This window comes from Longimicrobium sp., assembly GCA_036387335.1.
Classification (GTDB): domain Bacteria; phylum Gemmatimonadota; class Gemmatimonadetes; order Longimicrobiales; family Longimicrobiaceae; genus Longimicrobium.
The window spans coordinates 1-24,780 of sequence record DASVTZ010000252.1 but is presented as its reverse complement, the minus strand read 5'-3'; the positions used below and the strand labels follow the sequence as shown (position 1 = coordinate 24,780).

The window sequence follows — 24,780 nt, the reverse complement described above, 5'->3', positions numbered from 1 at the left end:
GTCATGCCGCCTTCCGCTGGTGAAGGGTGGGATACAGAGGCTCATCGACACCGACGCGTAAAATTGTGGCGTTTCAGGCGCGTCGGCTTGCGTACAGATGAAGGCCGGGGCGTGCAAAGTCAAGAACGGCACTCAGCGCGTCGGGTGACGGTGAGCGCCCACCCGCTTCGATCGGCTATTGGCGGCGCGCGGTGCCGCCTCGTAGCTTGATCGGTGCCATCCGCCGCCCGGAGGCGGATCCATTCCCTCCCGCACACCCACGCACATGCGCAACCGACTGCTCGTCCTCCTGCTGCTCCCGCTCATCGCCGCCTGCCAGCCGCAGACGTCGTCCGCCCCTTCACCGGCGCCGTCCGCGACGGCGGGCGCGCGCGAGACGACGGAGCAGGATCGCGCCGCGGTGCTCGCGTCCATCCAGAGCTTCATGGACGCGCTGCGGACCAAGGACACCACCGCGATGAACCTGCACGTGGACTCGCTCACGCGCCTCACGCTCATCCGCCCCACGCGCGACGGCGGAACGCGCGTGATGGTGATGACGGGCGCGCAGTTCATCCGCGCGGTCACGCAGCCGGGCCAGCCCGGGATCGACGAGCCGATCCGCAACCCGGTGGTCCACGTGAGCGGCGACCTCGCCACCGTCTGGGCCGAGTACCAGGTGCGGCGCGACAACACCGTGACGCACTGCGGCTTCGACGCCTTCCACCTCGCCCGCCGCGACGGCCGCTGGAAGCTCCTCAACATCAGCGACACCTACCAGCCGACCGGGTGCGGACCGGCCTGGCCGCGCTGACGGACAGGTCCAGCGAAGAACTTACAGCTCCCCCGCTGGTCAGAACCCCACCCCGCCTGCATCACGCCGACTCCCGGACGCACATGCCCGAACTGCTGCGCTGCCCCACCTGCTCCGCGCCGCTGGCCGCGCCCGAGACGCTGGACACCACGGCGCGATGCCCCTACTGCGGAACGAGCGTGCTGCTGAGCGGCCGCACCGGCGCGTCCCTGCCGCCCGTCACCGTGGCCCGGAAGAACGCCGCCGGGCGCGTGATCGGCGGCGTGGTGCTGGCCCTCGCGCTGGTCATCGTGGTGGTGGCCACGCGGAGCGGATCTCCGCCGCCGGCTCCGGTGGACCAGCCGCGGGCAGTGGCGGGGAACCCGCCGGGGATCACCCCCGCGCCCAGCGCGCCCTCCGCGCCCGATGCGTTCGCGGACGTGGTGCTCCGCTTCGGCAGTGAGGGCACGGGCGCCGGGCGGTTCGAGGACGCGCGGAACGTGGCGGTAGACGGCGCAGGGCGGATCTACGTGGGCGAGTACAGCGGCGGGCGCGTGCAGGTGTTCGACTCGCTCGGCACCTTTGTCACGCAGTGGATGGCGGACCCGCGGATGCCGATGCTGGACCTGGAGGTGGACCGCGGCGGCACCGCGTACGTGGTGCAGAGCGGCCGCATCCGCCGCTACGAGGGCGCCACCGGCCGCCCGCTCGGCACGGTGGCCGGCACGGGCCAGGGCGAGGGCGTGAACGACCTGGTGCTGGCGCTCGATGGAACGCTGTGGGTGGTCAGCGGCTCGTCCGAAGTGGTGCACCTCACCCGCGAGGGCAAGGTGCTGCGCCGCGTGGACCTGCGGCAGGCGGTGCAGGAGAACGCCGCGCCCGCACGGCTGGCCGTCTCGGGAAAGGGCGAGGTGTACGCGCTGGACCGGTGGACGAACGAAGTCTACCGGCTGGACGCTGCGGGGAAGTTCGTGGACCGCTTCGGGGGGAAGGGCGACGGCCCCGAGCAGTTCCGCTGGGCAATGGAGCTCGCCATCGACGGCCGAGGCCGCGTGTACGTGAGCGACGTGGGGCGCGGGATCCGCGTGTTCGACGCCGCCGGCCACTTCGTCGAGGCGTTCGCCGAGCGCGGGGCGGTGTTCGGGCTCGCCTTCGACGACAGCGACGGCCTCTACACCGCCCAACGCAACAACCACGAGATCGTCAAGTTCCGCATCAAACGCTGACGGCGATAAACCTGGTCTCACACAGAGACACAGAGACACAGAGACACCAGAGAGAAAAAGAAGAAGTGGTTTTCTGTGGCTTGCAGTTCTCTCTGTGTCCTCTGTGTGAGGCTTTTCTCCGTTGTTCTCTCGCTGTGTGTTAGCGGTCCACGGTCGCCTGCTGGGCGGGGTTGTAGCGCGGGCCGCTGATCTTGTCGGGGGCGAGGGCGGCGTCGAGGGTGGCCATTTCGTCGCGGGTGAGCGAGAGGTCGGCGGCGGCGAGGTTTTCTTCGAGGTAGCGGCGGCGCTTGGTGCCGGGAATGGGGACGAGGTCCGGGCCCTTGTGGAGGAGCCAGGCGAGGGCGATCTGGCCGGGGGCCGCGCCCTTGCTCGCGGCCAGCACGCGCACCGACTCGGCGGCGCGGACGTTGGCGTCGAAGTTCTCGCCCTGGTAACGCGGGTCGCCCCGGCGGAAGTCGCCCTGCGGGTACTCCTCCGCGCGCTTCACCGCGCCGGTCAGGAAGCCGCGGCCGAGCGGCGCGAAGGGAACCAGGCCGATCCCCAGCTCGCGCAGCAGGGGGATGATGCGCGGCTCCAGGTTGCGCTCCCACAACGAATACTCGCTCTGCAGCGCCGAGATCGGGTACACGGCGTGCGCGCGCCGGATCGTCTGCTCGCCCGCTTCGGAGAGGCCCAGGAAGCGCACCTTTCCCTCGCGCACCAGCTCGGCCATCGTGCCGACGACGTCCTCGATGGGTACGGCGGGGTCCACGCGGTGCTGGTAGAGGAGGTCGATGCGGTCCGTCTCCAGCCGGCGGAGCGAGCCCTCCACCGCCTCGCGGATGTGCTCCGGCCGGCTGTCGAGCCCCGCCATGCGGCCATCCTCGATCTTGAAGCCGAACTTGGTGGCGATCACCACCTCGCCGCGCCGGCCGCGGAGGGCGCGGGCGAGCAGCTCCTCGTTGGCGAACGGGCCGTACACCTCGGCCGTGTCCAGAAAGGTGCATCCGAGCTCGATGGCCCGGTGGATGGTGGCGATCGACTCGGCTTCGTCGCGCTCCTCCGCGGTGCCGTAGGCCTGGCTCATCCCCATGCAGCCGAGGCCGAGCGCGGAGACGGCGAGGCCCTGCGTGCCGAGTGTGCGAGTGGTCAGCATGGGTTCTACCGGTGATTCGGGTGCATGAGGTTGCCGCGGCCGTGTGCACGTCAGATTCGTACCACGACGGGCGCAGCCCGCCGGCGAGTCCGGGGCCGCCGACTGTGCCGCACCCGGTCGCGTGCGTACGCCTGACGCTCATTGTACGCCACCCGCGAGAGGAATTTGGAGGTGCGTGGCCGACTAGTCGGCTGTGCACCTCTCTTCTTCCCGGGGGAACATGAAGAAAATCAAAGTCCTGTTTTTCGCGGCCGATCCGACCTCGGTGCTTCCGAAAAACCCCACCGAGCCGCTCCAGCTCGGCGCGGACATGCGGGAGATCCGCAAGCGCGTGGAGGAGGACGGCCGCCCGTCGACGTTGGACTTCGACTGCCAGTTCGACGCACGCCCAAAGGATCTCGTCGAGCGGTTGCGCCGGACGCGCCCGCGGATCGTGCACTTCAGCGGGCATGGCAACCTCCAGGGGCTGATGTTCACTTCCCCGAGTGGAGCCGGCGCGCAACTGGTCACGGGTGCCGCGCTCAAGGAATTCCTCAAGGTGTTTCCGCACGAGATCCGCCTCGTAAACCTGAGCGCCTGCTATTCCAGGGATCAGGCCGAGTCGATCGCGGAGGTCGTCGGGTGCGCCATCGGGACGCCGGGCGGGATCGCGGACGAGGATGCAATCGAGTTCAACGCCGCCTTCTACGGCTTCATCGCCCGCGGAGAGTCGGTGCAGAACGCCTTCGACTTGGCCAGTGCGGAAGTAGGGGTGAGCGGACCGGGTGGAACCACCCCGGTGCTGCTCCGCGGCAAGGGCGTCGACGCATCGAAGCTGTTCCTGGTGCCGACGCGCCGCCGGCGGAAGCAGGGGATGGCGGCTGCCGGAATCCTGGCGGTCTTCGCCCTGGGTGTCGCGAGTGTGTGTCCGCCCGTTCATGATCCGCCCCTTCCTGTGGGATTCCGGGCTATGGGGTGTGTCGAAGCGTCCGCGGCGATGCCCGCCCCGACCATCGGTGCGGCGACCACCACCAGTGCGACGGCGAGCGTGGCGCAACTGGATGAGGCGAAGGCGCTCTGCGCCGCGGGGGCTGCGGACAGTGCGTTCCATCTGTTCAAAGAGTTGGCACAGGCAGGGAATGCCGAGGCGCTAGGCCTGGAGGCGATCGCGTACATGACCGGCAGGGGGGCCGAACGCCTTCCAGAGCTGGGGGTCGAGAAGCTGCGCGACGCGGCGGGCAAGGGCGATTCGCGCAGCATGGTTGCGCTCGCTACCGCGTACGAGACCGGGTACGGAATGAAAAGGGCGAGCCCGCGCTACGCGCGGCTCTGGCTCGCCAAGGCGGCGAGGCGTGGAGACCCGGAGGCGATGCGCAGGCTCGGCGTCGTCTACCGCCAGGCGAAGAGCGACTCCGCGCTCTACTGGCTTAACCGCGCCGTGGCGGCGGGCTCCGCGGATGCGCACGTGGACCTGGGCTACATGTACGATGGCGGCATCCTGGTCGCGCGGGACAAGGCGAAGGCCGTCCAGCAGTACGCCGCGGCCGCGAGGGCCGGCTCGCCGAGGGGGATGTACGCTGTCGGTTCCGTGATCCAGGCGGGATTGGGCGTCAAAAAGGACCCGGTGCTGGCCCACCGCTGGTTCTACAGGGCGGCGTGCGCCGGCTCCTCGGACGCCATGGCCGCGATCGGCGAACAGTATCTGCTCGGCAACGGCGTTCCCGCGGACAGCGGCATGGCCAAGCGCTGGTTCCGCCTGGCCAGCGCCGCGGGGTCGACGTTGGCGATAAGGAAGCTCCACGCGCTCAAGGCGCCCGAGCAGCCACGGCAGTGGAGGTGGCCCGTCGGCTGGATCCTGGCGCGGGTGGGGATGGCCGAGACGCACGCGCAACTGTCCTGCTCATCGGAGGTAGGCGCCGGCCCAGCCTGATCGCGCACCTGGAGCGCGGGAGCACATCGGAGACGCGGAGGAGAGGCGCCCCAGGCTAGGGGCGCCTCTCTTCAGTTCCATGATATTGTCGGCATCCTTCGAACGGCCAGATCTCCGCCAGACTCACGACTTGAGATCGACACCACCGGGTAGTACCCTACTGTGTAGCACACTAAAGAAGGAGCTACAATGCGTGAAACGGAATTCAACGCCGTGATGGGCGCACTCGACGAGTTGGTCGAGCACCACGCCGGCCGCAAACGTGACCTGCGCACGACCATCGTTCCGGTGCCGCCGAGCCCCATCACCGCGGGCGAGGTGCGGCAGCTACGGGAGAGGGTGCGTGCATCCCAGGCTCTTTTCGCGCGCGTCCTGAACGTCAAGCCGAGCACCGTTCAGGCGTGGGAGTCAGGCTATCGTAGTCCGGATGGTGGTAACCTCAAGCTGCTCCGTCTGGGAGAGGAGCACCCGGAGATCGTCTTCCGTGAGATCCTGGAAGATGCGGATTCGTGAACTATGGGCTCTCCTGATACACCCGGTGGAGGAGATAGACGAGATACGATGCTTCGGGCGACGGGGACGAATCGGGGCGGCCTGCGGGTCGCCCCAGTTTGCGTTTTCGGGACTGAGGTTGTCCGTTCGCATCTGAGGAAATGGTCTCACGCAAAGACGCGAAGGCGCAAAGAAAGAGCTTTGTGTCTTCCTTCGCGTCTTTGCGCCTTTGCGTGACATCTTGATCCTTTGGAGCTGCACAAAATTTCGGGTGAGACGGTATCGAGGGCGCGTTGAGCCGCGGCGGGGGAGGGGACGATGGCCGGTTCGTCACAAACGGGCGCGCTGGCGGATTCTTGTGGCGTAACGACCGGCCGGGGTACGCGGCGAGTGCCGACGGATGCACCGGCTCCACGTCTCCACATCCTGCCAGAAGGAGCTTTCCATGCGCATATCGACGTACGTCGCGGCACTCGGCGTCCTGCTCGCCGCCGCCTGCAACGGGGGGGTGACGACGCCCGCCGCGTCGTGCAGCGGCCAGCCGGTGGTGCGCGCGAACGGCGCGATCTTCACCGCGCGCGGGCCGGCGACGGCCTCCGAGGCGGGAGCGCTGTTCGGCGTGGTGAAACGCGAGCGTACCGGGTGCAACGACGTGATCATCACCGTGACCGACAGCGCCGCTCCCCGTCGCCTTCACGATCCGTGGGTGGACGGCGATGCGTCCATGCTCAGGGTTGGAACCGAGCTGTACCAGCGGGTAGGAGGCGTGCCCGGACAGGAGCTCGTCGCCCAGAGTGCACTGGACGGGTGGGTGCGGCTGGCGGTGCAGGGGATCGAGTGAACAGGGCTGCGTGAGCGGCTGTCACAAACGCGGGCCCTCGCGGATTCTTGTGCCGTAGCGGCCCGCGCGCGTGCCGCCACCCACCCTGCCGATGGAGTGTGCGATGCGCCTTGCAGCGGACCGTGTGAGCGGACGGCGACACGGTGCCGGGCAGATCTGAGGCGGCGCTGGAGGCGCTCTTCCACCGCGTGTATCCGTCGCTCTTTCGCTACGCGTACCGGCTGACGGGGGACATGGATGCCGCCGAGGACGCGGCGCAGGAGTCGTTCGTACGGCTGCTGGACCACCCGGTGCCGGAGGAGCGTGCCGACCGCTGGCTCTTCACCGTCGCCACGAACTTCGTGCGGCAGCGCGGCAACGGCGCGGCGCGGCGCTCTCGGCTGCTGGCCGCCTGGGCTCCCGTGCCGGACGCACCGCCCGCGCCCGACGAGTCGGCCGAGAGGAACGAAAAGGTGGCGCGTGTGCGTGCCGCGCTGGCGAGCCTTCCCGAGCGCGACCGCCAGATGCTGCTGATGCGCCAGGAGGGCTTCAGCTACGCCGAGATCGCCGCGGCCGCGGGGCTGAACCCGGCATCGGTGGGGACGATGCTGGTGAGGGCGCTGGAGCGGTTCGCCGCCGTCTACGGAACCGAGGAGGAGGCTGATGGAACACCCGGCTGACGGAACGCTGCTGGAGTGGATCGACGGCCGGCTGCCGGGCTCCACCGCGGTCGCGCTGGAGCTGCACGTGGGCGGCTGCCGCGCGTGCACGGCCGAGGCGGAGCGGCTGCGCCTGCTCTCGTCCACATTCGAGCGCGCCCTCGACGTGCTCGATCCGGCCGTGTCCACGCAGATGGCGTACGCGGTGCTGCAACGCCGCCGCGCCCGGTGGATGCCGAGAGGGCGTCGCGCGCTGGCGAGGGCGGCCGTCCTCCTCCTGGCCGTGGCGGGGATCGCCTCCGCCACGCTGCCGGGGTCGCCGGTACGCGGGTGGATCGGCGAACGGTTCGGAGGCGCGGCGGAGATGCCGTCCAGTGTCCGCCCACCCGCCGCGCCGGCGGAGCCGCTGGCGGGGGTGGAGATCCTGCCGCGCGAGGGGAGCGTGCACGTCGTGCTGGCCAACGCCGGGGCCGGGCTGCGGGTGCGCGTGCGGCTGGCGGACGCGGAGTACGTGGACGTGCGCGGGACCGGGGCGGCGGCCGGCGCGCGGTTCCGCACGGCGCCGGGCCGCATCACCGTCGACGGCGCGGACGGCGGCGAGATCCACATTGCGCTCCCCCGGCGGCTGCGCAACGCGGTGGTCACGGTCGAGGGGCGGACGTACCTGGTCAAGGAAGGCGAGCAGATGCGCGTTCTCACCACGGGGGTCGACACCGCGGGCCCCGAGCTCGTCTTCCGCGTCGGGCCGTGAGCCGCCCGTCCAGGCCTTCCACGCACGGTCCATGGTCGCAGCGTCGCTCCTCCTCCTCGCCTTCCTCCCCCAGGCCGACATCCAGGGGACGGTGCGCGCCGCGGCCACGGCCGAACCGGTGCCGTACGCCACCGTGCGCATCGCGGAGCTCCGCCGCAGCGTATCCACCGACGCCGCGGGGGGTTACGCGATCCCTGGCGTTCCGGACGGGCGCTGGCGCGTGCAGGCCAGCTCCGTCGGCTACCATCCCACGGAGCTGATCGTACGCACGCGCGGCGGAGCGGTCGTGAGGATGGATTTCGACCTCGTCGCCGCGCCCATCGCCCTGCCGAACGTGAAGGTGGTGGCGAGGCGGGAGCGGGCGGAGAGCCGAGCGGAGGTGCTCGGTGGCCCTCCGGCGACGCCCCTCCGCGCGCCGGAGCTGGCCGCCGTCCCCGCGCTGGCGGAGGCGGACGTCCTGCGCGCGGTGCAGACGCTTCCCTCCGTCGCCGCGTCGTCCGATTTCAGCAGCGCGCTGTACGTGCGCGGCGGCTCGCCGGACCAGACGCTGGTGATGCTGGACGGGATGCCGCTCTTCAACCCGTACCACGTCGGCGGGATCTTTGGGGCGCTCGATCCATCGTCCGTGGCCTCGGTAGACGTGCTCGCCGGCGCGATTCCGGCCCGCGCGGGCGATCGGCTGGGCGGCATCGTGGACGTCCGCACGCGCGATGGCGGCCACGACCGGGTGCGCGGCAACGGCGGGGTGAGCCTGATCGCGGCGCGCGCAAGCGCCGACGGGCCGCTCCCCGGCGGGCGGGGCAGCTACATCGCGTCGGTGCGCCGCTCGTACCTGGACGCGCTGACCTCCGCCGCCTACGCGCTGGGGCTGACCGAGGGGACGATTCCGTACGGCTTCACCGACGCGCACCTCAAGGTCACGCACGACACCGGGGGCAACGGGACGGTGGCGGCATCGCTGTACCTGAACCGCGAGGTGATCGACACGCCCGAGCGCATGCGCCGCGAGACGGGCGACGACTACCGGATCCGCTGGGGATCGCGGCTGGCCAGCGTGTCGTACCGGCGCATGCTCGGACCCTCGTGGGTGGGCGAGGCGCGCGCGGGGCTCACCGGCTTCGCGGCCACCTTCGACGCCCGCGAGCGCGCGCTCGCCGGTGGGATTCCGCCCGAGGAGATCCCGTACGTCCCGGTGCTGACCGGCCGCACCGAAACGCGCAACCTGCTCGCGGCGGCCGAGGTCATCCGCTACGCCCCGCGCCACCAGTCGCGCGCCGGGGTCCAGGGCGATGCGTACCGGCTGGCTCACCGCATCGTGGAGGTGAGTCCCGAGCCGTTCGGGGACTTCGTGGTCCCCTTCGAACGCGTGGACGAGCCGCGCACGCTGGCCGCGTACGTGGATGACGAATGGACCGCGACGGACGCGCTCGTCATCCGAACCGGCGTGCGGGTGCTGCACGCGGGCGGGCTGGGGACGGCCTGGATGCCCCGCGCCGGCATCCGCTGGGCACGGCGGGGGCTGGCGTTTTCGGCGGGCGGCGGCCGCTACGCGCAGGTGGTGCACTCCCTGCGCGACGAGGAATCCGCCGCGTCCGCCCTGCTCGCCTACGACCTGCTGGCCGCCGTGGAGCCGGGCGTGGGGCTGCTGACCGGCGAGGACGCCGTAATCGGGACGGAGTGGACGCGCGGCGCCACCAGCGTGCGGCTGGATGCGTACGCGAAGTGGCTCCACGACCTGCCTCTGCCGCCCGTCGCCGCGAACCCGCTGGAGGCGCCGTTCGTCGTTCCCGACGGGTACCGGCGCGGAGAGGGGACGATGCGGGGCGTGGAAATGCTGGCGCGGCACGTTCGCGGAAGGGCGCGCTGGTCGCTGAGCTATGCGCTGGCCGCGGCGGAGCGCCGGGTGGATGGCGAGCGCTATACGCCGCAGTTCAACCGCAGGCACACGCTCGACGCGCTGGCGCAGCTACCGCTCGGCGCGCGCGGCGAGGCGACGGCGCGGCTCGCCCTGGCCAGCGGACAGCCGTACACGCCGGTGACGGGGTTCGCGCTGGGCTACCGGTACGATCCCGTCACCCGGCGGTTCACGACGGACGATCCGCGCGGCACCCTCCTGCTGGGCGAGCACAACTCCGCCCGGCTGCCGCCCTACCTGCGGCTCGACCTGGGGGCGCGGCGGGAGTACCGCCGCCGGTGGCTCGGCGCGCCGGTGGTCGTGGTGCCGTACGTGCACGTGCTGAACGCCTTCAACACGCGCAACGTCTCGTTCGCCCGCCCACGCATCCGCGACGACGGGCGCGCGGTGCTCACCTACCTGCCGCAGCTTCCCTTCTTCCCAAGCATCGGGGCGGAATGGCGCTTCTGAAGATCGCCGCTCTGGCGATCCTCGCCGCCGGGTGCGAGCTCGCGCGCGACCCCGTCACCATCGACGTGGAGCGGCGAGAGCTGATGGTGCACTCCGTCCTGGAGGCGGGGAGCGACACGGTCGCCGTCCTCCTGACCCGCGTGGCAGTCGAAGGAGATTCCGTCGCGCCGTCCGCCCAACTGGTTTCCGGCGCGGCCGTCCGGATCACGGGCGGGGGCGAGTCGGTGCTGCTGGACGAGGGTTCCGCCGGCTGCCTGGCGGACGCGGGGGCAGCGGGGTGCTACACGGGGATCGTGCACGGCGGCGTGCGCGCCGGGGAGACGTACGCGCTCGACGTCCGCCTGCCGGGGGGAGGGGAGGCGCGAGGATCGGCCCGGGTGCCGCTGGCGCCGGTGGTGGAATCGCCAGCCGCGGGCTCCCGGATCGGAGTGCGGCGCAGACCGGAGCGCGTGCCGGCCGCGACCATCCCCGTCCGCTGGCGCGGCGTCGGGGGCGCGGGACGCATCGGCGTGGGTCTCGTGCTCAGGACGCTGTACCCTCGCACGCTGGACGTCCCGCCCTCGTCGTGCACCATCCCGCAGAACACCCTCTGGCGCTCGCCGGCCGCGGACACGGCCACCCTCGTCCTCTATCAGCCCGCGCTCTGCCATACCCCTGAGGGCCCCATCGAGCCCGATTCGATCCGCGCGGCCATCCTGGTGGTGGCGTACGATTCCGCGTACGCACGCTACGAGGAGCTGGTGCGCACGTACCCCGGCAAGCCGCTCCAGCGGGATCGGTTCGCGGCCGGCGTCACCGGCGCTCTCGGCGTGTTCGCGGCCGTCGCCGGGGCCGAGCGGGAGATCGTGCTGGTGCCGGTCGACTGAACCGCAACCTCTGTGTAAGGCTTAGGTCGGGATAGGGTGCCGCGCGGCTCGCGTGTCATAGGTGCGACGGCTGCCGTGCGGCACGCGGGAAGGACCCGCGAGGCCGGCGCCGCGCAACCTCATGCGGAGAAGCTCCCATGGCCCGGATCGTACCCCTCGCACTCATCGGAGCCATCGCCGTGCTCGGCGCGGCCTGCTCTGAGAACCCCAGCACCCCGCAGGACGCGCTCGACGTGGACGCGGCGTTCGTCTCCACGCCCACCGGCTTCGCCGCCACCAGCAACAGCTTCTCCTCCGACAGCTCCGGCGGCGACATGGACCACGGCTACCGGCACGGCGGCCCCGGCGGACCTGGCGGACCTGGCGGCCCCCGCGGCCGCCACGAGCGTGGTCCCAACGGCCTCCTCCCTGGCTTCGACTTCATGGGCGGCGGGCTGCGGCTGGACTTCCTGGGCGGGCCGCACGACGGCCGGCGTCCGTTCGACTTCGGCGGAAACCAGGGCGACTGCACGGCCAGCGGCGGCGTGACCACCTGCACCAGCACGCACCGCGGCCTCACCATCACCCGTCTCCTCACCTTCACCAGCGCGAGCGGCGCGACGCAGACGGCGCTCGACAGCACCACCAACACGGTGCGGGCGCGCACCACCGTGAGCGGCACCACCACGCGGCGCGACAGCGTGACGGCCGTCGTGAGCCACGCCAGCGACCAGACGGTCTCCGGGCTGGCGCGCGGCAGCACGCAGCGCACGGTGAGCGGCACCTCCGCCGGTACCGAGAACCTGGCGGGCAAGGACTCGGCGGGCGTCGCGTTCACCGCCACCCGCGCCATCGGCGACACCATCGTGGGCATCGTGATCCCGGTGCAGAGCGGCCGTCCCAGCTACCCCACGGCCGGCACCGTGACTCGTTCGCTGCGCGTGAGCGTGACCTCGGCGGGGACCACGAAGAGCTCGTCGCGGCGCGAAGTGATCACCTACGACGGCTCCAGCACGGCCAGGGTGGTCATCACGCAGGACGGCACCACCCGCACGTGCACCCTGCCGCTTCCGCACGGGCGCCCGACCTGCCAGTAATGAACGGATGGCCTCACGCAAAGGCGCCAAGACGCGAAGGAAAGGCGTGGAAGTACTTTCTTTGCGCCTTAGCGTCTTTGCGTGAGGCTTTCCCTACCACCCGCCGCCAGACGGAAGCCAGGGCGCGAGGCGGTCGCGAAGGGAGCGGAGGGCGCGGCCCATGCGCGCCTCCACGGTCTTCACGGACACGCCGAGGGTGCGGGCGATCTCGGCGTAGGTGAGGCCGTCGATGCGGCTCATCTGGAACGTTTCCCGCACGTCGTCCGGAAGCGCGCCCACCGCGGCCTTCATCGCGACGTCCAGCTCGCCGGTGAGGGCGGCGGCGTCGGCGGGGTCGGGGGCGGTGGGAAGGGGGAGGTCCGGCTCGGCCCGGCGGGCCACACGCAGGTGGCGGATGTGGTTGAGGGCCCGGTTGCGGACGGACTGGTACAGGTAGGCGCGGATGCGGGTGTCGGCGGGGAGCGACTCGCGCCGGCGCCAGAGCTCCAGCATCGTCTCCTGCGCCACGTCCTCCGCCGCCGCCCGGTCGCCCAGCATCCGGTCCGCGGCCACGACGAGCGCGGCGTAGTGCGCCCGGAACGCTTCCGCGAACGCCGCGTCGTCGCCTTGCCTTAGGCGGGCCAGGATTTCCGGATCGTCGGCCGTCAACGTAGCTTTGCCGGTGTGCTCGGGCGGTGGCAGGGTTCCGTCCGGTTCATCATGGCAGATAGGGTGCCTGTGCAGTAAGGTGTCTATAGATCATGAGCGACGTGAACCGATCCTCCAGCTCCTCCGGCGAAGCCGACTGGGACGCCATCGCCCGCGCGATGGCCGGCGAAGGTGCGCCCGAAGAGCGCGAGGCGCTGCGCAGCCACCTCGCGGAGCACCCCGGCCGCGTGGAGCTGGTCGATGCCCTGGACGCCGCCAGCCGCCGAATGGCCGCCGACGCGCACGCCGGAGTGGACGTGGAGGCGGCGCTCGCGTCGGTGATGGCGCGTCGCGACGTGGTGGCGGCGGATGCCCCGGCGATCCCCTTCCGCGCGCGGAAGCCGGCACCGGTGCGCCGCTGGACGATGCCGGCGCTCTCCGCGGCCGCCATGCTGCTGCTCGCGCTGGCCGGGGCGCTGTTCTGGCGCACGACCACGCGCGCTCCGGAGGCGCGGTACGCCACCGCCGCGGGCGCGCTGCGCGACGTGCGCCTGGCGGATGGGACGCGCGTGAAGCTGGGTGGATCGAGCGTGCTGACCGTCGCCGCGGGCTACGGCGATGCGGCGCGCGAGGTGGCGGTGCAGGGCGACGCCTTCTTCGAGGTGGTGCACGATGCGCGGCGCCCCTTCGTGGTGCGCACCCACGACGCCCGGGTGCTCGACCTGGGGACGGCGTTCACGGTGCGCGCGGACAGCGCGGCGGGCACCCGCGTCGTCGTCACCCAGGGCGTGGTGACGCTCGGAATCGAAGGCGGCAAGCAGGATACGCTCCGCGCCGGCGACCGCGGCCACACGGCGGGCCGGCGCGTGCGGGTGGAGCGCCGCGCCGCCACGGGCGATGACGTGGCGTGGACGCGCGGGGAGATCGTCTTCCGCGACGTGCCGCTCGCCACCGCCGCCGCGGAGCTGCGCCGCTGGTTCGGCGTGACGGTGGTCGTCGACGATCCGGCGCTCGCGCGGCGCCGCATCAACGCCAGCTTCGACCGGAGCCAGAGCGTGGACGATGTCCTGCGCGTGCTCGCGGCCACTACGGGCGGGGCGGTGCAGCGGCGGGGGGAACGGCTCTTCATCACGCGCGCGGGGCCGTGACGCCCAGCGCGTGGTTCGGGAGGATGATGGCCGCCGCCGGGCTTCTTGCCTGCGCGGCGGCCTCCGCGCACGCGCAGGCCCCGTGCGCGGCGGCGGCCTCGTCCGGACGTGCGTGGGCGGCGCCGCTGGATCACGAGGTGACGCTCCGCGCGAGCGACGTCCCCCTCCGCGATGCGCTGGACCGCGTGTCGGCGGCGGCGCGGGTGCGGCTCTCGTACGCGTCCGACCTGGTGCCGCTCGACCGGCGCGTCTGCGTGCAGGCGTCGCGCGCGCCGCTCGGCGACGTGCTGGCGGCGCTGCTGGCCGGCTTCCGCGCCGAGCCGCGGGTAGTGACGGGGCAGGTGGTGCTGGCTCCCTCCGCGCGTGCCGACACGCTCAGGCCCATGCAGGAGCGCGTCAACGTGCTGGAGGGGATCGTGGTGACGGGGAGCCCCGCCGGTGCCTCCCGCCGCTCGGTCACGGTCGCGCTGGATGCCGTGAGCGGGCGCTCGCTGGAACGCCGCGACGCGCGCACCATCGCGCAGGTGCTCAACGCCGCCGCGCCCGGTGTGTGGGCGTGGAGCGCGTCGCCCTCCAACCTCCTCGCCCAGTACGGGAGCGTGCGCGGGGCGAGCTCCTTCGGCGCCACCTATCCCAAGGTGTACGTGGATGGAGTGGAGGCCGCCAACCCGCTGCTGGTCACCGAGATCGACCCGGAGGGGGTGGAGCGCGTGGAGGTGATCCGCGGGCCGCAGGGCGCGGCGCTCTACGGATCGGATGCCATCAGCGGTGTGGTCAACGTCGTCACCCGCCACCCCGGCGCGGAAGGGGAGAGCGCGCGGGTGGAGGTGCGCAGCCGCGGCGGCGTGACGGCGAGCGACTACGCGCCGTCGCCGCCGCCCACGCACGAGGAGCGCATCGCCGTGCGCACCGGCTCCAACCTGCGCTCCGCTGGCGCCGCGCTCACCGTGGGCGGGACGGGCGAGGTCTTTCCCGGGGCCGATTCGAGGCGCGTCTCGGCCGTGGCGGACGGGCGCTGGGTGGCGCGCAACGCGATCGCCACGGCCACGATGCGCTTCACCGACCGGCGGGCAGGGAGCGGCGAGAACCCGCTGGTGAGCGCGATCGTCACCTCGCCGGACAGCGCCGGCCTCACCTCGACCGGGCAGTCGCTGCAGCGCTACACCCTCGGCACCACGGCGGTGCTGACGCCCGATGGGCCGTGGACGCACACCTTTCTCGCGGGCGTGGACGGCTACTGGCTGGACCACGTGGAGGACGCGGTGAATCCCTTTCCGCTCACCACCGACCCCGCGCTCCGGGTGTCGGCGGGGAGCGGGCACCGCGGAAGCCTGCGCGCCAGCAGCACCCTGCGCCTCGGCCACGGCGACGACGCGCAGGGGACGCTGACCATCGCGGCGGAGCACTCGGCGCTGCGCCAGCGCACCGAAGCCGAAGTAGCGCCCGATTCCGCCGGCCGTCTCGACACGCGGCTGCGAAACGAGATCACGGAATCGTGGCGCCACAGCACGGGCATCCTGGCGCAGTCCAGCGGCGCCTGGCGCAACACGCTGTTCGGGAGCGCGGGGGTGCGGGTGGAGCGCAACGACGCCTTCACCGGCAACACCGTCGCCGTGCTCCCGATGCTGGGCGCGGCCTGGGTGCACGGGATCGGGGGGGCCGAGGTGAAGCTGCGGGCGGCGTACGGGCGCGGCATCCGGCCGGCGCGTAACCCAGTGCGCGCGCACATCCGCCACGACGGGCGCGGCGGCATCGTCAACGTGCTCGAGCCGGAGACGCAGTCGGGGATCGAGCTGGGGGCGGAGCTGTACGCGGGGCGCGCGTTCTCCCTCCAGGTGACCCGCTTCGACCAGCTGGCGAGCGGGCTGATCCAGGACGTGGCGGTGGGGGTGGACACGATCGCGCGCGGCGGTCCCGCTCCGCCCGAGCGCCGCGTGCGCTTCGCCCTGCAGAACGTGGGCGCCATCGACAACGCGGGCTGGGAGATGCAGGGTGCCCTCACGCGCGGTCCCCTCACCCTTTCCGGCACGATGGCGCTGGTGGACAGCCGGGTGCGCCGCATCGCCGCGGGCTACCTGGGCGACCTGCGCCCCGGCGACCGCGTCCTGGCCGTCCCCGCGCGCACCGCCACCCTCGCGGCCGAGTGGGAGCGCGGGCGGTGGACGGCCGGGCTCACGGCGGCGCGCGCGTGGGACTGGATCAACTACGACCGGCTGGCGCTGGCCCGGGATTTCAGCGAGCAGACGCGCATTCCGCGCGAGATGCTGGGGGCGGCGCTTCGGCAGTACTGGCGCGAGTACGACGGGAGCACGGACCTGCGCATCACCGCCACCCGGCAGGTCAGCGCGCGCCTGTGGATCACCGCCGCGGCCGACAACCTCCTGGGCGGCCAACTCGGCGAGCCTGACAACGCCACCATCCGGCCGGGGCGGTCGTCCATGCTCGGTCTCCAGGCGCGCTTCTGAGACTGGCGAAGATCGTAGGGCCTCACGCGGAGGCGCGGAGACGCAGAGAAAGAAACAGCCTCACACAGAGGGCACGGAGGGGAACTGCAAGCCGCAGAGAAAGGGTGTCGCCGCGCTGGAGTGTTCTTGAATGGACCCCGCGAATCGTCTTGCGGTGCGTACGCCTGCTCCAGAGCCGATAAGAATGTCCTCCATCGACATCGTTCGCATTCCCGCCGAAGCTCCGCAGTTGGTGGCGGAGTTCCTTTCCGTGACCGCGCGCATGCCCGAGGGACGGGCGGCGGGCCTCGCCGGAGTTTCCATTCCCACGCTGCAGCGCTGGATCCGCCAGTCGCCGCGCATCCTGCGGCCACCCGTGCGCGAAAGGATCACCCGCTTCCTGGCGGACCCGGCGGAGCACGGCTGACGGAGCGATCATTGCACCGGCCCCTTCGCGTGAGGAGGACATCATCGCTCATGCGCTGGGGTTCCGCGTGCTGTGGCAGTACGGCGACTTCGGAGCGGTGGAGCGCGGAGATGCGTCGTTGATGCTCTGCGAGGGAGAGCAGGGGCACGCCGGCACCTGGGTCTACCTGGGCGTGAGCGACGCCGATGCGCTGCACGAGGAGCTGCGCGCCCGCGGGGCCCTCATCCGGCATCCTCCCACCAACTATCCGTGGGGCTCGCGCGAGCTGCACGTGACCGATCCCGACGGCCACGTGCTGCGCTTCGGCGCGGATCTGCGCGAGGGGGAGCCGATGGGTGAATGGCTGGACAGCAAGGGTGGACGCTGGATGCCCGAGCCGGATGGTGGCTGGCGACGCGTTTCGTGAGACAGAGGCCACGGAACGAGCTCAGAGCCACAGAGAAAACCTTTTGCGGTTCTCTCTGTGTCTCTGTGTCTCTGTGTCTCTGTGTCTCTGTGTGAGCCATGCAGTTGCGGTTCTCCCCGCGTCTCCGCGCCTCCGCGTGAGACTTCCGTTTCCTGCTCTGCGCCCGTGCGCGGCGCTCCAGGCGAATTACGGAATACGCGCTTCGGGCGACATCCACTTCACGGGCCCCACCGGGTCGCGGGCGACCTCCACGTCCGTGAGGGCGAAGGCGGGGACGCCGGCCACGCTCAGGCCCACGCTGCGCAGGGCGTAGGGCCGGTCGCGCGTGAGCGCCGGCATCACGACGATGCGGTGCTGGCCGTGCGCCACCGCGAGCTGCAGGCACCCGTACTTCTTGCACCACGCGTCATCCGCGCCGGCGAGACGGGCGGGGTCCGCCTGCTGCACGGTGAGCTGCAGCGGGCCCCCGCCGGGGCCGGCCAGGTGCGGCGGGTTTGCAACGTCCACCGGCGCTCCGGTCGAGGTGCCGCCGTCCACGCGCGTGGTGCCGTGGTACACTTCCCAGCGGAAGCCGCCGCCGCCGGGCGCCTGCAGGCGGATCGCGCGGCCGTCGCACGAGAAGCCCATCACCTCGCTGCCGTCCAGCGACACGCCCAGCCGGTGCGGGCGATCGTGCGGGACCAGGAGCGTGGCCCCCACGCGGTACGTGGCGGTGATGGTGACCGGCCCGCCGGCCACGACCCCGGTCGTCCGCGCGGCGGGGTTCCCGCGCATGGTGCCGTCGGTCATCCGGATCGAAACCCCCGGCTCGCTGCCGGCCGAGCCCTGCGCCACGATGCATCCGCCGCCGGGGCCGGCGCCCGCGCAGGCGGCGCCCTGCTGCGCCAGCTGCGTTCCCGGGCTCGCGTCCAGCGGGACGTCGTACACCGTGGTCCGTGCCGTGCCTTCCGCGGTGAAGCGGACGGGGACGCTTCTCAGCCGCGCCGAGTCCAGTGCGGTGCGGATGACGGGGCCGGTGGCTGACGGGCGCTGCTGCGCGCAGAGCGAGGTTGGCGTGAGGAGCGCCGCCGCGACGAGCGCTGAGTGGATCGCCTTCATGGCACCTCCCGGTGAGGGGAAACGATGGTGGCCGCAGTATAGGCCGTTCCTGCGGGCGCTCCAAGATTCTCGTGCACCTGCCGCGGGCAGGCGGAGGGTGCGCGGCCGGGGCGCCGCGGGTACTATGATGCGCCGTGGCACTCCATCCACCTTTCAGAAACCAGCCCATCGTGTCCCGACCGCGCATCCTCATCGTCGACGACGAGCCGCAGATCAGGAGGGCGGTGAAGAACGCCCTCGATCCGCTGGTGGGCGACGTGGTGGAAGCCTGGGATGCGCGCAGCGGCGTGGACCTGGCCGCCACCGAGCGTCCTGACCTGGTAGTGCTCGACCTGGGGTTGCCCGACGCAGCGGGGGTGCAGGTATGCCGCGAGATCAGGAAGTGGTCGACGGCGCCCATCGTGGTGCTCTCCGCCCGCCACTCGGACCAGGAAAAGGTCACGCTGCTGGATGCGGGCGCGGACGACTACATCACCAAGCCGTTCAGCACGCCGGAGCTGGTGGCGCGCGTGCGGGCCCAGCTCCGCCGCGCGAGCATCCAGCCGGAAAGCACCGAGGCGGCGCTGAGCTTCGGCGGGCTGTGCGTGGATGCGGCGCGCAGGGTCGTCACGCGCGACGGCGCCACGGTGCACCTGACCCCCACCGAGTGGGACCTGCTGCGCGCCTTCGTGCGGCACCGGGGGCGCACGCTGACGCACGACCAGCTCTTCCGCGCCGTCTGGAACCGCTCGGACGGCGACCCGCAGCAGTACCTGCGCGTCCACGTGGCCAACCTGCGCCGCAAGATCGAGGGCGATCCGCTGCGGCCGCGGCTGATCGTGACCGAGCCGGGAGTCGGCTACCGTTTCGACGGCGACTGACGTGCGCACGCAGAGCCGCCGCGAAGGCGCGGTGTGGATCGCGGCGGCGGTCGGCGCGACGCTGGCGCTGCTCCAGTACCCGGGCAGCTTCGGCGAGGCGCCCGTCGCGCTCACGTACCTGCTGGTGGTGCTGGGCGCCAGCGCGCGCGGGGGACGCCGGCTGGGGCTGGTGCTGGCGCTGCTCTGCTTCTTCGCCTTCAACTTCTTCTTCCTGGAGCCCCGCTACACGCTCGCCATCCGCTCCCGGTCGGACTGGCTGGTGCTGCTCGCCTTCGTGGTGGCCAGCGCGGTCGCCACCATGCTGCTCGCCCGCGCCCAGTCCGAGGCCGCCGCCGCGCGGGAGCGGGCGAGCGAGATCGACCGCCTCGCCACGCTGGGCGCGGAGGCGCTGAACGCGGGACGGGCCGAGGATGCGGTAGGCGCCATCGCGCGGGTGGTGCGATCGGGGCTGGGCGTGGCGGTGTGCGAGATCTTTCTGGGCGATGGGGAGGGCCGGCGCGTGCAGCGGGTGGCGCGCGCCACCGAGGGCGGTACCGAGACGCGGCCGGTGTCGTGGGATGGCGGTGCGCCGGGCGACACCGCCGGTTGGGGCGCGGACGGCTCGATGACCGAGACGCAGCTCATGGTCTCGGGCGACGCGCGGTCGCTGCTGATCCCGTTGCGCGTGCGGGAGCGCTCCGTGGGCGTGCTGCGGCTGGAGAGCGTGCGCGCGATCCACCTTGATGCGGCGCAGACGCGCTTCACCGAGGCGCTCGCCTACTATGCCGCGCTCGCCATCGACCGGGTGCGGCTCGCGGCAGCGCAGGAGCACGCCGAGGCGCTGCGCGAGGCCGACCGCCTCAAGGATGCGCTGCTGGCCTCCGTCTCTCACGACCTTCGCACGCCGCTCACCACCATCAAGGCGCTCTCGCAGGCCATCGCGGACGAAGGGGACGAGCGGGCGCTGGTGGTGGTGGAGGAGGCGGACCGGCTGAACCGCTTCGTGTCCGACCTGCTCGACTTCTCGCGGCTGAACGGGGGCGCGCCGGTGCTGCGCGCGGAGCTGGTGGCGGCGGAGGACGTGATCGGCGCGGCGCTGCAGCAGGTGTCGGGCACCTATCCGGACCGCCCCATCGACGCATCGCTCGACCCCGCGCACGACCTCCTGGTGGGGCGCTTCGACTTCGACCACACGCTGCGCGCCCTGGTCAACCTGATCGACAACGCGCTCAAGTATTCGCCTCCCGGCGCGCCGGTGCGGGTGGTGGCCGCGCGCGAAGGCGATCGCGTGGCGTTCAGCGTCGCGGACCGCGGCGCCGGGATCGCGCCGGAGGATGGAGCGCGCATCTTCGAGCCGTTCTACCGTGCGCGCGGCACGGCGGACGCGGGGGGCACGGGGCTGGGGCTCTCCATCGCGCAGCGTGCGGTCGAGCTGCAGGGCGGGGAGCTGCGGTACGCGCCGCGGCCCGGCGGCGGCAGCGAGTTCGTCATCCTCCTCCCCGCCGTCGATCCCGCGGAGCTCGCGGCGATGTGAGAGACCGTAACTGCATGGCTCACGCGGAGACGCGGAGACGCGGGAGCTTTCCTGTCATCCTGAGTGACGCGCCGCTCCGGCCTCTCCCCGGCGCGGCATTCTGGCGCGGAACGAAGGATCTACTGCGCGTACCGAGGGGGCCCAGCGTGACTCACTGACCCCGGCCCGGCGCCGGCTAGATCCTTCGCTCGCCCGCGCGAGGATGGTATTCCAACGCAGAGCTCCGTCGGGCGGGCTCACTCAGGATGACAATAGGGGGGCGGGGGAGGCGGCCGTTCGGGTCTTTGTACTTTCTTAATGGGAACGCGTCCTATCTTTGTGCGATCTTGATGCTCGGGGGGTGATCTTGGATGGTCCGGGAATGGGACCATCCTTGAAACGAGCGTTTGATGCACCGCACCGATTCCGATCCACGAAGCAGCTACCTCGTGGCGCTTTCGCTGGGCGCGCTGGGGGTCGTTTACGGCGACATCGGCACAAGCCCGCTCTACGCGTTGAGGGACGCGTTCCTGAAAGAGCACGGGGTGCTGCCCACGCCAAGCAACGTGCTGGGAGTGCTGTCGCTGATCTTCTGGGCGCTGATCCTCATCATCTCCGTCAAGTACCTCGTCTTCATCCTGCGCGCCGACAACGGCGGGGAGGGCGGGATCCTCGCGCTCACCTCTCTTGTCACTCCGACGCGCGAGAGTGGGGGGCGCGTGATCCTCCTGCTGGGGCTATTCGGGACGGCGCTGCTGTACGGCGACGGGATGCTCACGCCCGCCGTGTCCGTGCTCTCCGCCGTCGAGGGGCTGGAGGTCACGACCCCGATGTTCGAGCCGTGGACCGTCCCCATCACCATCGCGATCCTGGTGGCGACGTTCTCCATCCAGAGCCACGGAACGGCCGGGGTGGGAAAGGTGTTCGGGCCGGTGACCATGGTGTGGTTCGCCACCATCGGCGCGCTGGGCCTGCGCTGGATCGCGCGGGAGCCGGGGGTGCTGGGGGCCGTGAACCCGCTCCACGGCGTGCGCTTCTTCGTGGAGAACGGGTGGAACGGCTTCCTCGTGCTCGGCGCCGTCTTCCTGGTGGTGACCGGCGGCGAGGCGCTGTACGCGGACATGGGGCACTTCGGCAGGAAGCCGATCCGCCTGGCGTGGTTCTGCGTGGTGCTTCCCGCGCTGCTGCTCAACTACTTCGGGCAGGGGGCGCTGCTGATGCACGACCCCGCCGCCGTCGTCAACCCGTTCTACCGCATGGTGCCGCCCTGGGCGCTCTACCCGGTGGTGCTCATCGCCACGGCCGCGACGGTGATCGCGTCGCAGGCGCTGATCTCCGGCGCGTTCTCGCTGACGATGCAGGCGGTGAAGCTGGGCTACGTGCCGCGCATGCGCATCGAGCACACCTCCGAGCGCCAGGCCGGGCAGATCTACATCCCGGCGGTCAACTGGACGCTGATGGTGTCGTGCATCGCGCTCGTCGCCGGCTTCCAGTCGTCCAGCCGGCTGACGGCGGCGTACGGCGTTGCGGTGACCACCACGATGGTCATCACCACGATCCTCTTCTTCACGGTGGAGCGCGCGATCTGGAAGTGGAGCCTGCCGCTCTCCATCGCCGTCGCGGGCTTCTTCCTGGTGATCGACCTGGGCTTCTGGGGCGCGAACATCATCAAGGTCCCGCACGGCGGATGGTTCCCGCTGGTGGTGGGCGCCGTCGTGTTCACCCTGCTGACCACCTGGAAGAAGGGCCGCCGCATCCTCGCCGAGCGCCTCCACGAACGGACGCTGCCGCGCGCGCTCTTTCTGCGGGAGATGGAGTCGAGCCCGCCCGCGCGCGTGCCCGGTACGGCCGTCTTCATGTACAGCGATCCCGACGGCACGCCGCCGGCGCTGCTGCACAGCCTCAAGCACTACAGGGTGATGCACCAGACGCTCGTCTTCCTCTCGGTGGAGACGGGCGAGGTGCCGTACCGCGACGCGGAGGAGCGCGCCCGCGTGACGCGGCTGGGCGACGGGATCTTCCAGGTCGTGCTGCGCTACGGCTTCATGGAGGACGTCGACATCCCCGCCGCCCTCCACGCTCTCCGTCACCCCGGTCTGCCGATGCGGCCGATGGAGACGAGCTACTTCCTGGGCCGCGAAACGCTGATCGCGGCGGGCCGCCGGGGGATGGCGCGCTGGCGGGAGCGGCTTTTCGCGCTAATGTCGCGCAACGCGGGGAGCGCGGGCTCGTACTTCCGCCTGCCGCCCAACCGCGTCGTCGAGCTCGGCGCGCAGATCGAGCTCTGAGGCGTCTCACACCGAGACGGCTTTGCGCATCGTGAGCAGCAGCATCCCCAGGCTCCACGCGAACGCGACGAGCGCCGCGAACGGCCCGACGTTCCGGTCCGCGTTCAGGGTGCCGTACAGGTGCACGACGATCACCAGGAGCGCCGCCGCGCGCACGAGGTTGTTCGCCGCCGCACCTCTCCGCCAGCGCGCCAGCACCGCAAGCAGAAGCAGCGCCGTGCTCGCCGCGCCGAACACGCCGACCCAGAACGGCTGCACCTCGCCGCCCTGGATGCCACGGATGTAGAGCTCCTGCACGCCTCCAAAGATGAGGAGCGCGGCGGCCACCAGGCTGAAAACAAGAGTGGGCATGAGGCACCGGAGGTGAGAGTGTCAGCACACGATATATCGTATGGTGATATATCGTGCGCTGATGTATACAGCGCGATCCATCCCCGGTCAAGTGCCACCCTTGCCCCGCTCCCCGCCACCGGCTATACATCAGCAGCCGATATACTCGCCGCCCTCGATCCCGCACTCATGCCCGCCGATCCAGCACCGGAGCAGTTCCTGCCGCTCACGCCGGCCACCTTTCACATCCTCCTCACGCTGGTGCAGGAGGAGCGGCACGGCTACGGGATCATGCAGGAGATCACGCAATCCAGCGGCGGCGAGCTGCGGATCGGGCCGGGGACGCTCTACGGCTCGCTGAAGCGCCTGGTGGCGGACCGTCTCGTGGAGGAGGTGGGCGACCGCGCCCTGGAGGACCCGCGCCGCCGCTACTACCGTCTGACGGCGCTGGGGCGGGCCGTCGCGCGCGCCGAAGCCCAGCGCATGGTGTCGATGGTCCGCACCGCGCGCAGCAAGAAGCTCATCGGCCCGGCGGGCGCATGAGCGGGCTCCCCGCGCTGGTGCGCATCCTGGCGGCCGCCTTCCCCTGCGAGTTCCGCCAGCGCTTCGGCGACGACATGCTCCAATGCATCCTCGACGCCCGCGATGCGCTCGGCGACGCATCGGCCACGGCGCGCGCGAAGTTCTGGCTCCGCATCGCGATCGACCTCGTGCGCGCCGGCATCGTCGAGCATGCGCGCGTCCGCCGCGCCCGCCCGCGCTCCCGTGCGCTCCGCCTGCTGGGGTTCGCCTCGTTGGCCGCCGCCATCGGCAACGTCCTCGTCGACCTGCTCTCCGCCGAGCTCCAGATGGGGATCGGCGCGCTGCTGCTCACCGCCCTCGGCACCGTTCTCGGCGCCGTTCTCGCCCGCCCCGACGCGCGCACAGCTCCGTAACAGCAATCTCACGCGGAGACGCAGAGCCACAGAGAGAGGTTTTCTCCGTGGCTTTGAGTTTGTTCACGATTCCGACGCTCCACCCTCCTCTGCATGCGCGAGCGCCGCACGCAGGTGCCGAACGGCCTCGGACACGGCCCCCGCCCGCGCATCCTCCTCCAGCTCGTGCGATTCCCCCAGAAGCCGGACGGCCGCGTTGAGCGCGTGAGCGACCTCGCGGTCGCGCGCCAGCCCCAGCCCGTGCAGCTGCCGCCCGAGCTGGTCGATGCGAAAGGCGGCGCCATTGAGCCGCGCGTGCGTCGGCGCCCCCTCGCGCAGCACGTCCAGAATCATCCGCAGTGCTTCCGTGAACGACGATGATGCGGTCAAGCTCCCCCTCCCGTGAGATTCCATCCGCGCGGCGAACCCCCTCCACCCTGCACGTTCCGGGCTGACCGTACGGCCGCGATTCCTCGACCACCGCAACGCGCACCGATCCCGGTAGGGGCCGCCCCACGTGGCTGCCCGTGCCCGCCCAAACGCCGCCCCCCGCGGGCGCGCACTGACGCACGCCAACCGCCCCTCCCCCAGGCAGTTTTGGGGGAGGGGCCGCGAGGAACGAGCGGGGGAGGGGGCCCGCCGCCCCCTACTCCGCCGCCTCCGTCACCAGCGCGT

Annotated in this window: 24 protein-coding genes; 19 read left to right on the top strand and 5 right to left on the bottom strand. The window is 71.6% G+C overall.

What is annotated here, in order from left to right; translation table 11 throughout:
• Positions 1-265: 265 nt before the first annotated feature.
• Both VF647_25670 and VF647_25665 read left to right on the top strand, forming a co-directional pair.
• Positions 266-793, top strand: coding sequence for a hypothetical protein (locus VF647_25670; GenBank protein ID HEX8455494.1), 528 nt, complete (start codon positions 266-268; stop codon positions 791-793).
• 83 nt (positions 794-876) lie between these two features.
• Positions 877-1,998, top strand: coding sequence for an NHL repeat-containing protein (locus tag VF647_25665; GenBank protein HEX8455493.1), 1,122 nt, complete (start codon positions 877-879; stop codon positions 1,996-1,998).
• A gap of 139 nt (positions 1,999-2,137) precedes the next feature.
• Here VF647_25665 and VF647_25660 read toward each other — a convergent pair whose 3' ends face one another.
• A complete protein-coding gene (locus VF647_25660; GenBank protein ID HEX8455492.1) occupies positions 2,138-3,133 on the bottom strand; it encodes an aldo/keto reductase in 996 nt (331 codons plus the stop codon).
• A 220-nt stretch (positions 3,134-3,353) separates the two neighbouring features.
• Between VF647_25660 and VF647_25655 the strand changes: the two genes are divergently transcribed.
• From VF647_25655 to VF647_25620, 8 genes are all read left to right on the top strand, one after another.
• Positions 3,354-5,042: a CHAT domain-containing protein gene (locus VF647_25655; protein HEX8455491.1), complete on the top strand. Its 1,689-nt coding sequence runs from the start codon at positions 3,354-3,356 to the stop codon at positions 5,040-5,042.
• A 189-nt stretch (positions 5,043-5,231) separates the two neighbouring features.
• Positions 5,232-5,555: a helix-turn-helix domain-containing protein gene (locus VF647_25650; protein ID HEX8455490.1), complete on the top strand. Its 324-nt coding sequence runs from the start codon at positions 5,232-5,234 to the stop codon at positions 5,553-5,555.
• Positions 5,556-5,979: 424 nt separating this feature from the next.
• Positions 5,980-6,375 (top strand): hypothetical protein, encoded by a 396-nt coding sequence (locus tag VF647_25645; GenBank protein ID HEX8455489.1) that lies wholly within the window; start codon positions 5,980-5,982, stop codon positions 6,373-6,375.
• 143 nt (positions 6,376-6,518) lie between these two features.
• Positions 6,519-7,034 carry a sigma-70 family RNA polymerase sigma factor gene (locus VF647_25640; protein HEX8455488.1) on the top strand — a complete coding sequence of 172 codons (516 nt, stop codon included), beginning with the start codon at positions 6,519-6,521 and terminating at the stop codon, positions 7,032-7,034.
• On the top strand, positions 7,018-7,764 hold the full coding sequence (locus tag VF647_25635; protein ID HEX8455487.1) for a hypothetical protein: 747 nt from the start codon (positions 7,018-7,020) through the stop codon (positions 7,762-7,764). The genes VF647_25640 and VF647_25635 overlap by 17 nt, the downstream gene beginning before the upstream one ends.
• A gap of 31 nt (positions 7,765-7,795) precedes the next feature.
• Positions 7,796-10,129, top strand: a complete 2,334-nt coding sequence (locus tag VF647_25630) for a TonB-dependent receptor (GenBank protein HEX8455486.1) — start codon at positions 7,796-7,798, stop codon at positions 10,127-10,129.
• A complete protein-coding gene (locus VF647_25625) occupies positions 10,117-10,995 on the top strand; it encodes a DUF4249 family protein (protein ID HEX8455485.1) in 879 nt (292 codons plus the stop codon). Before VF647_25630 ends, VF647_25625 begins: the two co-directional genes overlap by 13 nt.
• 137 nt (positions 10,996-11,132) lie before the next feature.
• Complete coding sequence (locus tag VF647_25620) at positions 11,133-12,071, top strand: hypothetical protein (protein ID HEX8455484.1); 939 nt, start codon at positions 11,133-11,135, stop codon at positions 12,069-12,071.
• Positions 12,072-12,164: 93 nt separating this feature from the next.
• On the opposite strand, the gene VF647_25615 is transcribed toward VF647_25620, so the two are convergent.
• Positions 12,165-12,719 (bottom strand): RNA polymerase sigma-70 factor, encoded by a 555-nt coding sequence (locus VF647_25615; protein ID HEX8455483.1) that lies wholly within the window; start codon positions 12,717-12,719, stop codon positions 12,165-12,167.
• Between the two features lie 92 nt (positions 12,720-12,811).
• On the opposite strand from VF647_25615, the gene VF647_25610 reads away from it, so the two are divergent.
• The 4 genes from VF647_25610 (at position 12,812) to VF647_25595 (ending at position 17,123) form a co-directional block, all read left to right on the top strand.
• A complete protein-coding gene (locus tag VF647_25610; protein HEX8455482.1) occupies positions 12,812-13,846 on the top strand; it encodes a FecR domain-containing protein in 1,035 nt (344 codons plus the stop codon).
• Positions 13,843-16,311, top strand: coding sequence for a TonB-dependent receptor (locus tag VF647_25605; protein ID HEX8455481.1), 2,469 nt, complete (start codon positions 13,843-13,845; stop codon positions 16,309-16,311). The genes VF647_25610 and VF647_25605 overlap by 4 nt, the downstream gene beginning before the upstream one ends.
• 184 nt (positions 16,312-16,495) lie before the next feature.
• Entirely contained in the window at positions 16,496-16,717 is a 222-nt protein-coding gene (locus VF647_25600; GenBank protein ID HEX8455480.1) for a hypothetical protein, read from the top strand.
• A gap of 7 nt (positions 16,718-16,724) precedes the next feature.
• The gene (locus VF647_25595) at positions 16,725-17,123 is read left to right on the top strand and encodes a VOC family protein (GenBank protein HEX8455479.1); all 399 of its coding nucleotides are present in this window, start codon (positions 16,725-16,727) and stop codon (positions 17,121-17,123) included.
• Positions 17,124-17,309: 186 nt separating this feature from the next.
• On the opposite strand, the gene VF647_25590 is transcribed toward VF647_25595, so the two are convergent.
• Positions 17,310-18,221, bottom strand: coding sequence for a hypothetical protein (locus VF647_25590; GenBank protein HEX8455478.1), 912 nt, complete (start codon positions 18,219-18,221; stop codon positions 17,310-17,312).
• A gap of 170 nt (positions 18,222-18,391) precedes the next feature.
• On the opposite strand from VF647_25590, the gene VF647_25585 reads away from it, so the two are divergent.
• The 3 genes from VF647_25585 to VF647_25575 all read left to right on the top strand — a co-directional run bounded on the left by VF647_25585 (position 18,392) and on the right by VF647_25575 (position 22,861).
• Positions 18,392-19,081: a response regulator transcription factor gene (locus VF647_25585; GenBank protein HEX8455477.1), complete on the top strand. Its 690-nt coding sequence runs from the start codon at positions 18,392-18,394 to the stop codon at positions 19,079-19,081.
• A 1-nt stretch (position 19,082) separates the two neighbouring features.
• Positions 19,083-20,594: an ATP-binding protein gene (locus tag VF647_25580; protein ID HEX8455476.1), complete on the top strand. Its 1,512-nt coding sequence runs from the start codon at positions 19,083-19,085 to the stop codon at positions 20,592-20,594.
• Positions 20,595-20,983: 389 nt separating this feature from the next.
• On the top strand, positions 20,984-22,861 hold the full coding sequence (locus VF647_25575; GenBank protein ID HEX8455475.1) for a potassium transporter Kup: 1,878 nt from the start codon (positions 20,984-20,986) through the stop codon (positions 22,859-22,861).
• 6 nt (positions 22,862-22,867) lie between these two features.
• On the opposite strand, the gene VF647_25570 is transcribed toward VF647_25575, so the two are convergent.
• Entirely contained in the window at positions 22,868-23,212 is a 345-nt protein-coding gene (locus tag VF647_25570) for a hypothetical protein (GenBank protein ID HEX8455474.1), read from the bottom strand.
• Positions 23,213-23,380: 168 nt separating this feature from the next.
• Here VF647_25570 and VF647_25565 point away from each other — a divergent pair, with 168 nt between their 5' ends.
• Both VF647_25565 and VF647_25560 read left to right on the top strand, forming a co-directional pair.
• Positions 23,381-23,734 (top strand): PadR family transcriptional regulator, encoded by a 354-nt coding sequence (locus VF647_25565; protein HEX8455473.1) that lies wholly within the window; start codon positions 23,381-23,383, stop codon positions 23,732-23,734.
• Complete coding sequence (locus tag VF647_25560) at positions 23,731-24,126, top strand: hypothetical protein (GenBank protein HEX8455472.1); 396 nt, start codon at positions 23,731-23,733, stop codon at positions 24,124-24,126. Before VF647_25565 ends, VF647_25560 begins: the two co-directional genes overlap by 4 nt.
• Positions 24,127-24,189: 63 nt before the next feature.
• Here VF647_25560 and VF647_25555 read toward each other — a convergent pair whose 3' ends face one another.
• Positions 24,190-24,495 (bottom strand): hypothetical protein, encoded by a 306-nt coding sequence (locus VF647_25555; GenBank protein ID HEX8455471.1) that lies wholly within the window; start codon positions 24,493-24,495, stop codon positions 24,190-24,192.
• Between the last annotated feature and the right edge of the window lie 285 nt (positions 24,496-24,780).